This window comes from Kineococcus halophytocola (assembly GCF_041276425.1).
Classification (GTDB): domain Bacteria; phylum Actinomycetota; class Actinomycetes; order Actinomycetales; family Kineococcaceae; genus Kineococcus; species Kineococcus halophytocola.
This window is the reverse complement of the sequence record NZ_JBGFTU010000009.1, coordinates 39,057-53,069: the sequence shown is the minus strand read 5'-3', so window position 1 is coordinate 53,069 and position 14,013 is coordinate 39,057. Positions and strand designations below refer to the sequence as shown.

Genomic DNA, 14,013 nt, shown 5'->3' with positions numbered 1-14,013 from the left:
GCTCGGAGCGCGTCGTGGGCTGTAGCGAGGGCCGGACTTGAACCGGCGACACAGCGATTATGAGCCGCTTGCTCTACCAACTGAGCTACCCCGCCGTGCGTCCGGCGGAGGCCGCCGGCTGCGAGCCCCGATCGAGGATTGAACTCGAGACCTCTTCCTTACCAAGGAAGTGCTCTACCACTGAGCTATCGGGGCAGTGCTGCGATGTTGCTGGTCGTGCTGCCGCGTGCGCGGCCGGTGACGACCTTACACGCCACGACCCGGTGCTCCGCGCGGAGCACCGGGTCGCGACTCGCGACGTGGCGGGTGATGGATTCGAACCAACGTAGGCTACGCCGGCGGATTTACAATCCGCTCCCTTTGGCCGCTCGGGCAACCCGCCAGTGCCACCAGCGAGCTGGTGACGGGTGAGACGATAGCAAGCCCGAGGCACTGCTCGGTAACCGAGATCCCGATCCACACCAGGAGGACCCCCCTCGTGCCCAGCGACTCGTCGTTCGACGTCGTCAGCAAGGTCGACCGTCAGGAGGTCGACAACGCCCTGAACCAGGCCGCCAAGGAGATCTCCCAGCGCTACGACTTCAAGGGCGTCGGGGCCGACGTCCGGTGGAGCGGGGAGTCGATCCTCATGGTCGCCAGCTCCGAGGACCGCGTGAACGCCGTCCTGGACGTGCTGCAGACCAAGCTCATCAAGCGCGGGGTGTCGCTGAAGGCCCTCGACACCTCCGAGCCGCTGCCCTCGGGCAAGGAGTACCGCATCACCGCCACCCTCAAGGAGGGCCTGGAGCAGGACGTGGCCAAGAAGATCGGCAAGATCATCCGCGACGAGGGCCCCAAGGGTGTCAAGACGCAGGTCACCGGCGAGGAGATGCGCGTCAGCTCCAAGAGCCGCGACGACCTGCAGGAGGTCATCAGCCTGCTCAAGGGGGCCGACCTCGACGTCGCACTGCAGTTCGTGAACTACCGCTGAGGTGACCGCGAACGCCCGCCGGGCCGCGGGACCGGACCGGCGCACCCTGCTCGGTCTGGCCCTGGCCGGCGGCGTCCTGGCCGGCTGCTCGGGCGGGGACGACCCCGCCCCGGCCGCCCCCGGCCCCGCGACACCCACGGGGACACCCACTGCAGCACCCACCGCGACGGGCACCCCCGACGCCGGGACCGACCCCTCGTTCGTCCCGGACGGGCTGAGCCCGACCCAGCGGACCGTCTACCGCTACGGCGAGCACCACCGGCAGGTCAGCGACCTGTGGCTGCCCACCGGCGAGCGCCGGGACGTCCTGCTCGTCGTCGTGCACGGGGGCGGCTGGCAGGCCGGGTTCGACCGGCGGGACGTCAACGCCCTCGTCGGCGACCTGGTCGGGCGGGGCTACCCCGTCCTCAACGTCGACTACCGCGGCCACGGGGACGGCGGCGGCTGGCCCTCGACGTTCACCGACGCCGCCACGGCCGTCGACCTCGCGACCGTGGCGGCCTCGCAGTTCTCCCTGCCGGTCGACCGGGTCTGCTGCGTGGGGCACTCCGCCGGGGGGCACCTGGCGATGTGGGCGGCGGCCCGGCGCGGGCTGCCGGCGGGCGCCCCGGGGGCGGACCCGCGGCTGACCCCGGCCCTGGCGGCCTCGCTGTCGGGGGTGCTGAACCCGACGGCGGCCGCCGGGTCGGACCCGAACGTGGTGGGGGTGTTCGGCGGCTCCCCCGCCGAGGTCGACGACCGGTTCGCCCTCGGGGACCCCGCGCGCCTGGCCCCCTACGGGATGCCGCTGTGGGCCGGGGCGGGCACCGCCGACGAGATCGTCCCGCCCGCCCAGACCGAGGTCTTCTGCGACGCCGTGCGGGCCGCCGGGGACACCGTGGAGGAACAGCTCGTCCCCGGCGCCGACCACGGGGCGGGCAAGGACCCGGGCGGCCCGCTCGTGGCCTCGTTCCGGGCGTGGCTGGAGTCGCGGCTGGGCTGAGCGCTCAGCGGCGGTAGCCGGCCAGCGCCTCCAGGCGCGCGATGCGCTCGGCCATGGGCGGGTGGGTGGCGAACAGCTTGGCCACCCCCTGCCCGCGGAACGGGTTGGCGATCATCATGTGGCTGGAGTTCACCAGCTCGCGCTCGGGCGGCAGCGGGAGCTGGCGGGTGCCCATCTCCAGCTTGCGCAGGGCCGAGGCCAGCGCCAGCGGGTCCCCCGTCAGCTTGGCGCCGTCCTCGTCCGCGTCGTACTCGCGGGTGCGGGAGATGGCGAGCTGGATGACGGTGGCGGCCAGCGGGGCCACGAGCGAGAGCAGCAGCATCGCGAGCGGGTTGGGCCGGTCCTCGTCCCGGCCGCCGCCGAGCATCGAGCCGAAGAACAGCCCGAACTGGGCGATGGAGGTGATGATCCCGGCGAGCGCCCCCGCGACCGAGCTCGTGAGGATGTCGCGGTTGTAGACGTGCATGAGCTCGTGCCCCAGGACCCCCCGCAGCTCGCGCTCGTCGAGCACCTGCAGGATGCCCTCGGTGCAGCACACGGCGGCGTTCTCGGGGTTGCGGCCCGTCGCGAAGGCGTTGGGCGCCATCGTCGGGGACACGTACAGCCGGGGCATGGGCTGCTGCGCCCTCGTCGACAGCTCCCGCACGATCCGGTACATCGCGGGCTGCTCGGCCTCCGAGACCGGGCGGGCCCGCATGGCGCGCAGCGCGAGCGTGGCGGAGTTCCAGTAGCCGTAGGCCGACGTGCCCACGCCCAGGAGCACGAAGACCAGCAGGATCACGGGCGCCCGGAACGAGGACGCCAGCAGACCCCCGATGAGCAGCAGCACGGCCCAGATCGCGCCGAACAGCACGGCGGTCTTGACGCCGTTGTGGTGCCGGTGCATTCCGTCCCTTCCCCGCGAGAACCCGTCCTCGGGGATGAACGTGGCAGACCCCCCGGGCGTTCCGCGCGGCCGGCACCGCCCGCGGCGGGCTCAGGGCCGTCGGAACCCGGCCCCGGTGTGGGTGGCGGCCAGCCGCGGGCCGTCCCCGGTGCCGAGGCGTTCGCGCAGGGTCGTCCCGGGGGCCGGGGGCGGGGCCGTGCGGCCGCGGCGGGCCAGCTCGGGCACGAGGTGGTCCACGACGTCGGTGAAGGTCCCGGGCATCGTGGCGTACATGAGGTTGAAGCCGTCGACGTCGGCCTCCTGCGCGAACGCCTCCAGCTCGTTGGCGACGGTCTGCGGGGAACCGGCCAGGACCGGGCCGCGCCCGCCGACGGCGACGAAGCGGGCGAGGTCCTCGACCGTCCACTCCCGGTCGGGGTCGTCGGTGAAGTTGCGCAGCGCCGAGCGGTTGGCGTCGGTCGTGACGTGCTGCAGCACCTGCCCGGGGGCCGCCCCCGCGAGGTCGACCCCGGTCCAGCCGCCGAACAGGGCGAGCGCCCCCTCCCGGCTGGCGTGCTCGCGGTAGTCGGCCAGCAGGGCGCGGGCCTCGGCGTCGGAACTGCGCACCACCGCGGTCAGCCCCGCGTACACCTGGACCGACCGCGGGTCGCGCCCGGCCTCGGCGACCTCGCGCCGCAACGAGTCCACCGAGCGGCGGGCGATGGCCGCGGTGGGGGCGATGACGAAGACGCACTCGGCGTGCCGGGCCGCGAACCGCTGCCCGCGCGGGGAGGACCCGGCCTGGAACACGACGGGGGTGCGCTGCGGGGACGGCTCGCACAGGAACGCCCCGGGCACGTCGAAGTACCGGCCGTGGTGGGCGATGTCGTGGACCTTGGCCGGGTCGGCGTACACCCCGCGGGCCGCGTCGCGGACGACGGCGCCGTCCTCCCAGGAGCCCTCCCACAGCTTGTAGCAGACCTCCAGGTACTCCTCGGCGACGTCGTAGCGCTCGTCGTGGGCGACCTGGGCGGTGAACCCGAGGTTGCGCGCGGCGGAGTCCAGGTAGCCCGTGACGACGTTCCAGGCGACCCGGCCCTGCGTGAGGTGGTCCAGCGTCGTGAGCCGGCGGGCCAGGGAGTACGGCTGCTCGTACGTCGTGGTGACGGTGAGGCCGAACCCGAGGTTCTCCGTGACCGCCGCCATCGCCGAGACCGCACCGAGCGGGTCGTTGACGGGGACCTGCGCGGCGGCGCGGACGGCGGCGTCGCGCGAGCCGCCGTGGACGTCGTAGGTGCCGAGGACGTCGGCGAGGAACAGGGCGTCGAACCCGCCGCGCTCGAGCAGCCGCGCGAGGTCGGTCCAGTGCCGCAGGGTGCGGTAGTCGGCGCTGCGGTCCTCGGCCCGCGTCCACAGGCCGGCGGCCTGGTGCCCGACGCAGGCCATGGCGAAGGCGTTCAGGCGCAGGGGTTTCACGGGGTCGGACCCTCCAGGGGCTCGTGCGCGGTCTCGCGCGTGCAGGCGGCGGCGACGGTGGTGAGCACCGCCAGGAACGACAGGTAGCCGGCGACCAGCCAGGGCGATCCCCCGCCGGCGGCCAGCAGCGAGGCCGCGATCAGCGGCGTCAGGCCGCCGCCGAGGACGGCCCCGATCGAGTAGCCCAGGGAGGCGCCGCTGTAGCGCGTGCGGTCGTCGAACTGCTCGGCGAAGAACGCGCCCTGCGCGCCGTACTGGCTGTCGTGGCCCAGGTTCACCGCGACGACGACGGCCCCCACGACCAGGGCCGTGGACCCGGTGTCGAAGAGCCAGAACGCCGGGACGGCGAACAGGGCGGTGAGCACGGACCCGGCCAGGTAGACCGGGCGGCGGCCGACGCGGTCGGACAGCCAGCCCCAGAACGGGGTCGTGGCCAGGCTCAGCACCGAGGCGACGAGCACGGCCAGCAACCCGACGTCGGCCCCGTCCGCGCGGACCTCGCTGCCGAGGTAGCTCAGCGCGAACACGGTGTACAGGACGTAGGACCCGTTCTGCCCCAACCGCATCCCCGTCGTCACGAGGACACCGCGGCGGTTGGTCCGCAGCACCTCGGCCACGGGCCGGCGGGCCGTGGCCTCGGCGGCGCGGACCGCGGCGAACGCGGGCGACTCGGTGACCTTCAGCCGGATCAGCAGACCGACCACGACGAGGACCGCGCTGGCCAGGAACGGCACCCGCCAGCCCCAGGACAGGAACGCGTCGTCCTCGGTGAGGGAGCGGGTCAGCCAGAACCCCCCGCTGGCCAGGACCATGCCCGCGGCCGACCCCGTCTGCGGGATCGCCCCGAACAGGCCGCGGCGTCCGGTGGGGGCGTGCTCGACGGCCAGCAGGACGGCCCCGCCCCACTCCCCGCCCGCGGAGAACCCTTGCAGCAGACGGCAGAGCACGAGCAGGACCGGCGCCCAGGCCCCGATCTGCGCGTGCGTGGGCAGCAGCCCGACGGCGGCGGTGGACACGCCCATGACGAGCAGGGAGGCGACGAGGACGGCCTTGCGGCCCACCCGGTCGCCGAGGTGGCCGGCCACGGCGCCCCCCAGGGGGCGGGCCAGGAACCCGACGGCGTAGGTGGCGAAGGCCGCGACGACGCCGACGGCCCCGCCGACGTCGGGGAAGAACAGCGGGCCCAGGACGATCGCCGCGGCCGTGCCGTAGAGGTAGTAGTCGTACCACTCGATCGTGGTGCCGACGAAGCTGCCGAGGGCCGCGCGACGGCGGGCCGTGCGGGCCGCGGGGCGCGCGGCGACGTCAGAGGACTGCAGGGTGCTCACGGAGTTCTCCCATCGGTCCTGGCGGAAGCACCTGCCCCTCCCTCACGTCGAGGGGGGTGGTTGCTGCGACGTCGACGAGCCAGGTCTCTCGGTCGCTCTGGATGGCTGTCCCGAACCTAGCGCACCTCCGACCGGGTGCCGCAACCCCTGGCCGGGCGGGCGCGGCGGGGTCCGCGGTGGCGGGCGGGCCGCGCCGGGCCGACCATCGACGGTGGCCGGGACGTCCCCCGCCGCACGGGTCGAGCACGGGTGGTGGTGTCACGGTGCGGAGCGTGAGACCCGTGCGCGCCGGGGCCGTCGTGCTGCTCCTGCTGGGCAGCGTGGCCGCCTCCCTGCCCGAGCAGACCGCCGCGGCCCCCGGCCGCACCCACGACGCCACCCACGGCGGGGCCGGGTGGCCGACGCGCGTCATCGCCCTCGGTGACTCCGTGGCCACGGGTGCCGGGTGCGCGTGCTCCCCCTTCCCCGTCCTCGTGGCCGCCGACCTCGCCGCGCCCGGCCGGCGCGTGGGCCTCGACCGGCTCGCGCAGGACGGCGCCACGTCCGACGACGTCGCCGCCGCGGCCGCCGAGCACCTCGGGGAGGTCTCCCCCACCGACGTGGTGCTCCTGCAGGCCGGGGCCAACGACCTGGCCGGCCTCGTCACCGACGACCCGCTGCCCGACCCGGCCCAGGTGGACGCGGCCGCGGCGCGGGCCGTCGCCACCGTCGCGGCCACCGTCGACCGGCTCGTGCCCACCGGCGCCCGGATCGTCGTCCTGGACTACTGGGCCGTCGGGCTGGACGGCGACCTCGCCGCCGCGCGGTACACCCCCGCGCAGCGCGGCGTCCACGAGGAGCTGACGGACGCCTTCGACGACCGGCTGCCGGCGGCCCTCGCCGCCGACGGCGGGCAGGTCTCGGTCGTGGGGCTGCGCCCGGTCTTCCACGGCGACCGCGGCGACGTGGACCCCACGTCGCTGCTGGCCGACGACGGGGACCACCCGGACGCGCGGGGCCAGCGGGCCATCGCCGACGCCGTGCTCGCGGCGCTCACCTCCGAACACGCCCCACGTTCGCCGGGCATCGGCTGAGAACGACCCCACCGCCGGTCCCCGTCGGCCACGATCGTCCGGGACGCCCGCCGGCGTCCGTCGGTGCGGGGGGAGTTCCACGGTGGGTCTGTCGAGCCCGGTCACCCAGGGGGTGGCCATCGCGGTGGCGTGCGCGGCGCTGGTCGCGGTCGTCGCCGGCTGGCGAGTGCTGGCGCGACGGGGGGTGGCGGCGCTGCTGGGCCGGGCGGTCTCGCTCGTCGCGGTCAACCTGACCGTCCTGGTGGCGGTGTTCCTCGTCGTGAACTCGCGGTTCGGCCTGTACTCCGACTGGGACGACCTCCTCGGCACCCGGTCCGCGCAGACCACCACGACGACCACGACGACCACCACCACCACGACCACGACCGCGACGGGCACCGCCGCGGCCCCGGCGGCGGAACGGCTCGACGGGTACGACGGGCGGGTGTTCCGCGCCCAGGTACCCGGCCCGGCGTCGGGGGTCACCGGCACGGTGCTCGTCCTGCTGCCCGCCGGGTACGGCACGCAGCCCGCACCCGCCGGCGGGTACCCCGTCGTCGAGGCGTTCCACGGCTACCCGGGGACCCCGCAGCAGTGGCTGGAGGCGATGGACGTCGTGCCGTCGGTCGACGGGGCCGTCGCCCACCGGCAGATCGCCGCCCCCATCGTGGTGTTCCCCGACGTGGAGGTCCCCGCGGGCCGCGACACCGAGTGCGTCGACGGCGGACCCGGTGCGCCGCAGCTGGAGACGTGGCTGGCGACGGACGTCCCGGACTGGGTGCAGAGCCACTACACCGCCGCCCGCGCGGCCTCCTCGTGGGCGACCGCGGGCCTGTCGATGGGCGGGTGGTGCGCCGGCGAGCTGACGATGCTGCACCCGGACCGGTTCGGAGCGGCGATGACCTTCGGCGGCTACTTCACGCCCGACTTCGGCGACTGGAAACCGTTCACCACCGGCAGCGCCGCCGGCCGCCGGCTGGACCTCGTCGCGCTGGCGCGGACCGCCCCGCCGGCGGTGCGGGTGTGGGCCCTGGCCTCCAGGAGCGACGCGCTGTCCTGGCCCACGACCTCGGCGCTGGCCGCGGCCGCGCACGGACCGCTGCAGGTGACGCTCGTGACCCAGCAGCAGGGCGGGCACCGCACGAGCATCTGGGCCGGGTTCGTCCCGCAGGCCCTGGCCTGGCTGGGGCAGAACCTCGACGGGTTCGCCCCCCGGCCCGGCTGACGGGTCAGCCGCGGCGGCGGCGCAGTTCGGCGGTCAGGGCGGGCAGGACCTCGGTGAGGTCGCCCACGATGCCGTAGTCGGCGAACTCGAAGACCGGGGCGTCAGGGTCGTTGTTCACCGCGACGACCGTGGCCGAGGCCGCCATGCCGCCCTTGTGGTGCACCGCGCCGGAGACGCCCACGCCGATGTACAGCCGCGGGGAGATCGTCACCCCGGTCTGCCCGACCTGGGCCTCGTGCCCGATCCAGCCCTCGTCGGTGGCCACGCGCGTCGCCCCGACGGCGCCGCCGAGGACGTCGGCCAGCTCCTCGACGCCGGAGAAGTCGCCCTCGACGCCACGGCCGCCGACCACGACCACCTCGGCCTCGGCCAGCGGGGGACGCTCGCTCGTGGGGCGGCGGGTGCGGGAGACGACGGTGACGGCCCGGGCCGCGGCCGAGGCCTGGGCGGTGTGCCGCACGAGGGACGGTGCCGCCGCCTCCTGGGCCACCGCCTGCACGGCGTGCGAGGCGAGCGCGACGACCGCCAGCGGCCCGGTGAGGGCGCAGGCGGTGTCCCAGCCGCCGGCCAGGACGGTCTTGCGCGCGGTCCAGCGGCCGTCCTCGACGGCCACGCCCGAGGCGCCGGTGACGACCCCGGCGCCGGTGCGGACGGCGAGGCGGGCGGCGACCTCACGGCCCTCGAAGGTGGAGGGCACGAGCAGCAGCCCGACGTCCCCGACCGCGGTGAGCACGGCCTGGAGGGCGTCGACGACCGAGGCGGTCAGCCGGGCGTCGGCGCCGGCGACCTCGACCTCGTGGACGACGTGGGCGCCGTGGGCGGCCAGCTCGGCCGCCGGGGCCTCCGCACCACCCTCGGAGCCCACCCACACGGCGTGGACCTGCCGGTCCAGCCCGCGGGCCAGGGTCAGCAGCTCCAGCGCGGTCGGGCGCACGGCCCCGTCGAGGTGGTCGACGAGGACGGCCACCGCTGCGCCGGGACGTCCGCTGTTCTGCTGCTCGCTCACGCGAAACCCTTCTGCGACAGGTAGTCCACCAGGGCCGGCACCGTCTCGGCGTCCCCGGTGACGAGGACCCGGTCGGGCCGGTCGGGACGTTCGGCGGCGTGCACGACGCGCGTCGTGGAGGCCTGCAGGCCGACCGTGCCCGGGTCCAGGCCGAGGTCGGCCAGCGACCACGTGGTGACGGGGTGCTTGCGCGCGGCCATGATCCCCTTGAAGCCGGGGAAGCGGGCGCGGAAGGCCTGGTCGGTCACCGAGACCACGGCCGGGGCCGCGGCGGTGAGCTCCTCGACGTCGGTGGACGTCTCGCGCCGGACCGACACCACGCCGTCGGCGACGGTGATCCGGTCGGCCAGGGTGAGCTGGGGCCAGTCCAGCAGCTCCGCGAGCGCCGCCGGGACCAGGGAGGTCAGGCCGTCGAGGGCGGCCATCCCGGCCACGAGGACGTCGACGGGCGCCTCGGCGTGCAGCTTGGCCACGGCGGCGGCCAGGACCCGCGCGGTGGTCAGCGCGTCGGAGCCGGCCACGGCGTCGTCGCGCACGTGCACCGCGCCGGAGGCCCCCATGGCGACCCCGCGGCGGACGGCCTCGACGGCGGCGGCCGGCCCGACGGTCAGGACGGTGACGTCGTGCCCCTCGCCGGGGAACCCGGCCGCCTCGGCCGTGCGCAGACCCGCCTCCAGGGCGTCCTCGTCGAGCTCGTTGAGGGTGTCGTCGTCCCCGCCCCGGGCGAGCAGGCCGTCGGCCCGCAGCGACCGGGGCTGCTGGATGTCCGGGACGTGCTTGACGCAGACGACGACGCGCACCTCAGGCCTCCCCGGCGCCCGCGCGGCGCGAGGCGGCGATCATGTCCTCGCGGGAGACGACCTTGACGCGCTCGCGGCCGCGGGGTTCGCCCAGGGACCGCTCGTAGGCGTCGAGGGTCTCCCAGTCCGTCCAGGTCAGGACCTCCACGCCCTTGCCGCGCAGGAAGTCCAGCACGGCCTGCGGGTCCGGCTCGCTCGCCCGGGACAGCCCGGCGGCGTCGGAGACGAGGTGGCGCACCGTCTCGGAGGCGTCGGACTTCGTGTGGCCGATGAGGCCGACGGGACCGCGCTTGATCCAGCCCGTGCAGTAGACGCCGGGCAGGGACCCGCCCTCGGGGTCGGTGACGCGGCCCTCGTGGTTGGCGATGACGCCGGCCAGCGCGTCGAACGGCACGCCCGGCAGCGGCGAGCCGACGTACCCCACCGCGCGGTAGACGGCCTGGACGTCCCAGTCGTGGAAGTCCCCGGTCCCCTCGACCGTGCCGTCACCGACCAGGCGGGTGCGCTCGGTCCGCAGACCGCTGACCCGGCCGTCGTCGCCGGTGAGGATCTCGGCCGGGGCGTGCAGGAAGTGCAGGTGGATGCGCCGCGAGGCCGTCGACTCCCCCTCCTTGAGGGTCCAGTCGGTCAGCGTCTTGACGACCTGGCGGGTCTGGTTGGACGAGGCGATGGCCTGCTCGGAGCCCTCGTCGAAGTCGAAGTCCTCCGGGTCGACGAGGACGTCGACGTCCGGGACGTGACCGAGCTCACGCAGCTCCAGCGGGGAGAACTTCACCTGCGCCGGGCCGCGGCGGGCGAAGACGTGCACGTCGGTGACCGGGGAGGCCTTCAGCGCCTCGTAGACGGTGTCCGGGATCTCCGTCGGCAGCAGGTCGTCGGCGTGCTTGGCGAGGATGCGGGCCACGTCGAGGGCCACGTTCCCGGCCCCCAGGACCGCGACGCGCTCGGCCTCCAGGGGCCAGGTGCGCGGGTAGTCGGGGTGGCCGTCGTACCAGGAGACGAAGTCGGCCGCGCCGTGGCTGCCGGGGGCCTCGACGCCGGGGATCTCCAGGCGGGCGTCCTCGATGGAGCCGGTGGAGAAGATCACGGCGTCGTAGAACCGCTGCAGGTCCTCCAGCGACGCGTCGGTGCCGAAGTCGACGTTCGTCAGGAGCCGGATGTCCCCGCGGGAGAGCACCTTCTCCAGGGCGACGACGATCTGCTTGATGCGCGGGTGGTCGGGGGCGACGCCGTAGCGGACGAGGCCGAAGGGCGCGGGCAGCCGCTCGAAGAGGTCGATGCCGACGCCGTCGAACCCGGTGCCCGACAGGTCGGCCTTGGAGAGGATGTCCGAGGCGTAGATCCCGGCCGGCCCGGCTCCCACGACGGCGACGCGCAGCGGACGGTTCGAATCGGTCACGGGTCTCGGTGTCCCTCTCGGTCGGTGCAGCTGGTGGTGGAGCGAACGTGCGTAGGTGAGCCTAACGCCGCGCGCCGACACGGCCGTCGTCACGATGGCCCCGTGGACCACCTGGACGAGGACAGGGGCGGAACCCGCCCGGCGCACACACGGATCGTTCACCGCCCACCGGCGCCCCGCAACGGGACGCCCGGCACCCCGGCCGGTACGACGGGGGTCGCCGCGGGCCTGGCCTGCTACGCGCTGTGGGGGCTGTTCCCGTTCTACTTCCACGCGCTGCGCTCGGCGGGCGCGGTGGAGCTGCTGGCCTGGCGGATCGTCTTCTCCCTCGTCCTGTCCGTGCTCCTCGTCACGGTGCTGCGCCGCTGGGCGCGGGTGCTGGCCGTCCTGCGCGACCCCGCCCAGCGGGGGCTGCTGGCCCTGGCGGCGCTGGTCATCGCCGTGAACTGGGGCGTGTACGGCCTGGCCGTCGTCACCGGGCACGTGCTGGAGGCCTCGCTGGGCTACTTCGTCAACCCGCTGCTGACGGTGCTGCTGGGGGTGCTCGTGCTGCGCGAGCGGCTGCGGCCGGGGCAGTGGGCGGCCATCGGGGTGGGCCTGGTGGCGGTCCTGGTCATCACCGCCGACCTGGGGCGGCTGCCGTGGATGGCCCTGACCCTGGCGGTGTCCTTCGGCAGCTACGGCCTGCTGAAGAACCAGCTGGCCCGCCGGGGCGCGGGGGTGGACCCGCTGACGGGGCTGACGGTGGAGACCGGGGTCCTGCTCGTGCCCGCCGTGGTGGCCCTGGCCGTCCTGGGCGACCGGCTGACCTTCGCCGCCGAGGGGCCGCTGCACACGACGCTGCTCGTCCTGGCCGGGCCCACGACGCTGGTGCCGCTCGTGCTGTTCGCCACCGCCGCGGCCCGGGTGCCGCTGACGGTCATCGGGATGCTGCAGTACGTCACCCCCGTGCTGCAGTTCGTGGCGGCGCTGCTGCTGGGGGAGACGATGCCCACGTCGCGGTGGATCGGCTTCGGCCTGGTGTGGGGGGCGCTGGTCCTGCTGACGGTGGACGTGCTGCGGCACCAGCGGCGGGTCCGGGTCCTGGAACCGACCGGCTGACCCGGGGATCGGCTGTGCCGCTGCGGTGAGCGCCGGTGGACCAGCAGACTGCTGTTCGTGCTCCCCCCGCTCCTGGCCGGCCGTGCCCGCCGCGCCCGCACCCGCCGCCTCGGCGCCGGGGCCGTGGCCGTGCTGGCGGTCCTCGGCCTCCTGTCCGCGGTCACCGCCCCCGCCCGCGAGCGCTTCGGCCCCCTGCTGGAGGTCCTGCCGCTGGGCGTGCCGCTGCTGGGCAAGACCGTCCTGGTGCCGGTCTCGCTGGCCCTGCTCCTGCTGGCCGGCGGTCTGCGGCGCGGTCAGCGGCTCGCGTGGGGCACCGCGGTCGGGCTGCTGGCGGTCTCCGTCGTCCTGCACCTGGTCAAGGGCATCGACGTGGAGGAGGCCGTCCTCGACGTCGCGGCCCTCGTCTGGCTGCTGGCCAACGCCCGCGCGTTCCCGGTGCTGCCCAGCCCCGCCCGCGCCCGGCGCGCCGTCCGCGTCCTCGTCGGCGGGACGGTGCTGACGCTGGCGGTCTCCGCCGCGCTGGTCGTGGCCGTCGGGCAGGAGCGGCACCCGCGGGAGACGACGGCCGCCGTCGTGGAACGGCTCGTCGGGGACGACAGCCGCCCGCTGCCCCGCCTGGGCGACGAGGACCACGTGGTGCTGCCGCTGCTGACCCCCTCGCTGCTGGCCCTGGGCCTGACGCTGCTGGTCGTCCTGGCGTGGCTGCTGTTCAGCCCGCACCGGCCCCCGGTGCTGACCGCCGGGCAGCGCCTGGCCCAGCGCGAACGGGCCCGGGCCGTCGTGACCGCGCACGGCGGGGACACCCTGGACTTCTTCGCCCTGCGCGACGACAAGGACTTCTTCTTCGCCACCTACCCCGAGGGCGAGGGGGTCGTGGCCCACAGCGTCCGCAACGGCGTGTGCCTGGTCTCCCCCGACCCCATCGGCCCGGCCGAGCGCCGGGGAGCGCTGCTGGTGGACTTCCTGGAGCACGTCGAGCGCTCGGGGTGGTCGGTGGCCGTCGTCGGCGCCTCGGCGGAGTGGCTGCCCTCCTACGAGGCCGTCGGCCTGCGGCCGGTCTACCTCGGCGACGAGGCCGTGCTGGACTGCTCGACGTTCTCCCTCAAGGGCTCGGGCATGAAGAGCCTGCGCGGGTCAGTCAACCGCGTGGCCAGGGCCGGGATCACCGTGGAGTTCCACGACGGCCCGACGATGCCGGAGGCGGTGCGGGCGGAGCTGCTGGCGATCGCCGGGCAGTCGCGCCACGGCGAGGCCGAGCGCGGGTACTCGATGACGCTGTCGCGGTTGTTCGACCCCGCCGACACCGGCGTGCTCGTCAGCCTCGCCCGCTTCGCCGACGGCCGCCCGGCCGGGTTCGTCCAGTGGGCCCCGGCCCCGAAGGTGCAGGGGTACTCCCTGGACGTCATGCGCCGCTCCACCGCGCAGGACGTGCCCAACGGCCTCACCGACGCGCTCATCGTCGCCACCGCCGCGCACCTGGCCGAGCACGGGATGCGGGGGCTGGGCCTGAACTTCGCGGTGCTGCGCGAGGTCGTCGCCGGGGAGCGCGAGGGCGTCCTGGCCGGGCTCGGCCGCCGGGCCCTGCACGCGCTGTCGCGCAGCGCCCAGATCGAGTCGCTGTGGAGGTTCAACGCCAAGTACGACCCGCAGTGGCGACCGCGCTACGTCGTGCTGGACTCGGTGGAGTTCGCCGCGGCGCAGGGCTTCACCATCGCCGACGCCGAGGGGGTCGCCGAACTGCCCGTCATCGGCCGCTTCCTGGGCCGCCGGCCCGCCACCGCGCCGTCCACGGCGTCCTGAGCGGGGCGG

Annotated in this window: 12 protein-coding genes, 3 tRNA genes and 1 riboswitch; of the genes, 6 read left to right on the top strand and 9 right to left on the bottom strand. The window is 75.1% G+C overall.

Annotated features, from left to right (window positions below; translation table 11 throughout):
* Positions 1-22: 22 nt before the first annotated feature.
* The 3 genes from AB2L27_RS09365 to AB2L27_RS09355 form a co-directional block, all read right to left on the bottom strand.
* Positions 23-95, bottom strand: a tRNA-Met gene (locus tag AB2L27_RS09365).
* A 28-nt stretch (positions 96-123) separates the two neighbouring features.
* A tRNA-Thr gene (locus AB2L27_RS09360) sits at positions 124-195 on the bottom strand.
* A 105-nt stretch (positions 196-300) separates the two neighbouring features.
* A tRNA-Tyr gene (locus AB2L27_RS09355) sits at positions 301-382 on the bottom strand.
* Positions 383-478: 96 nt separating this feature from the next.
* On the opposite strand from AB2L27_RS09355, the gene AB2L27_RS09350 reads away from it, so the two are divergent.
* Positions 479-970 (top strand): YajQ family cyclic di-GMP-binding protein, encoded by a 492-nt coding sequence (locus AB2L27_RS09350; protein ID WP_370441213.1) that lies wholly within the window; start codon positions 479-481, stop codon positions 968-970.
* A gap of 1 nt (position 971) precedes the next feature.
* On the top strand, positions 972-1,952 hold the full coding sequence (locus AB2L27_RS09345) for an alpha/beta hydrolase family protein (RefSeq protein ID WP_370441212.1): 981 nt from the start codon (positions 972-974) through the stop codon (positions 1,950-1,952).
* Between the two features lie 4 nt (positions 1,953-1,956).
* Here AB2L27_RS09345 and htpX read toward each other — a convergent pair whose 3' ends face one another.
* The 3 genes from htpX to AB2L27_RS09330 form a co-directional block, all read right to left on the bottom strand.
* A complete protein-coding gene (htpX, locus tag AB2L27_RS09340; protein ID WP_370441211.1) occupies positions 1,957-2,838 on the bottom strand; it encodes a zinc metalloprotease HtpX in 882 nt (293 codons plus the stop codon).
* Between the two features lie 90 nt (positions 2,839-2,928).
* Entirely contained in the window at positions 2,929-4,293 is a 1,365-nt protein-coding gene (locus AB2L27_RS09335; protein WP_370441210.1) for an LLM class flavin-dependent oxidoreductase, read from the bottom strand.
* On the bottom strand, positions 4,290-5,612 hold the full coding sequence (locus tag AB2L27_RS09330) for an MFS transporter (protein WP_370441317.1): 1,323 nt from the start codon (positions 5,610-5,612) through the stop codon (positions 4,290-4,292). Before AB2L27_RS09330 ends, AB2L27_RS09335 begins: the two co-directional genes overlap by 4 nt.
* Before the next feature lie 15 nt (positions 5,613-5,627).
* A riboswitch (SAM riboswitch) is annotated at positions 5,628-5,729 on the bottom strand.
* A 164-nt stretch (positions 5,730-5,893) separates the two neighbouring features.
* On the opposite strand from AB2L27_RS09330, the gene AB2L27_RS09325 reads away from it, so the two are divergent.
* Entirely contained in the window at positions 5,894-6,694 is an 801-nt protein-coding gene (locus tag AB2L27_RS09325) for an SGNH/GDSL hydrolase family protein (RefSeq protein ID WP_370441209.1), read from the top strand.
* A gap of 82 nt (positions 6,695-6,776) precedes the next feature.
* Positions 6,777-7,898, top strand: coding sequence for an alpha/beta hydrolase (locus AB2L27_RS09320; RefSeq protein WP_370441208.1), 1,122 nt, complete (start codon positions 6,777-6,779; stop codon positions 7,896-7,898).
* A 4-nt stretch (positions 7,899-7,902) separates the two neighbouring features.
* Here the strand turns inward: AB2L27_RS09320 and AB2L27_RS09315 are convergent, their stop codons facing one another.
* The 3 genes from AB2L27_RS09315 to AB2L27_RS09305 are packed head-to-tail and all read right to left on the bottom strand — an operon-like array spanning position 7,903 to position 11,103.
* A complete protein-coding gene (locus AB2L27_RS09315) occupies positions 7,903-8,904 on the bottom strand; it encodes an electron transfer flavoprotein subunit alpha/FixB family protein (protein WP_370441207.1) in 1,002 nt (333 codons plus the stop codon).
* Positions 8,901-9,704: an electron transfer flavoprotein subunit beta/FixA family protein gene (locus AB2L27_RS09310; protein ID WP_370441206.1), complete on the bottom strand. Its 804-nt coding sequence runs from the start codon at positions 9,702-9,704 to the stop codon at positions 8,901-8,903. The genes AB2L27_RS09315 and AB2L27_RS09310 overlap by 4 nt, the downstream gene beginning before the upstream one ends.
* 1 nt (position 9,705) lies before the next feature.
* Complete coding sequence (locus AB2L27_RS09305; protein ID WP_370441205.1) at positions 9,706-11,103, bottom strand: FAD-dependent oxidoreductase; 1,398 nt, start codon at positions 11,101-11,103, stop codon at positions 9,706-9,708.
* Positions 11,104-11,205: 102 nt separating this feature from the next.
* Here AB2L27_RS09305 and rarD point away from each other — a divergent pair, with 102 nt between their 5' ends.
* Complete coding sequence (gene rarD, locus AB2L27_RS09300) at positions 11,206-12,204, top strand: EamA family transporter RarD (protein ID WP_370441204.1); 999 nt, start codon at positions 11,206-11,208, stop codon at positions 12,202-12,204.
* Between the two features lie 57 nt (positions 12,205-12,261).
* Complete coding sequence (locus AB2L27_RS09295) at positions 12,262-14,004, top strand: bifunctional lysylphosphatidylglycerol flippase/synthetase MprF (RefSeq protein WP_370441203.1); 1,743 nt, start codon at positions 12,262-12,264, stop codon at positions 14,002-14,004.
* Positions 14,005-14,013 lie beyond the last annotated feature (9 nt).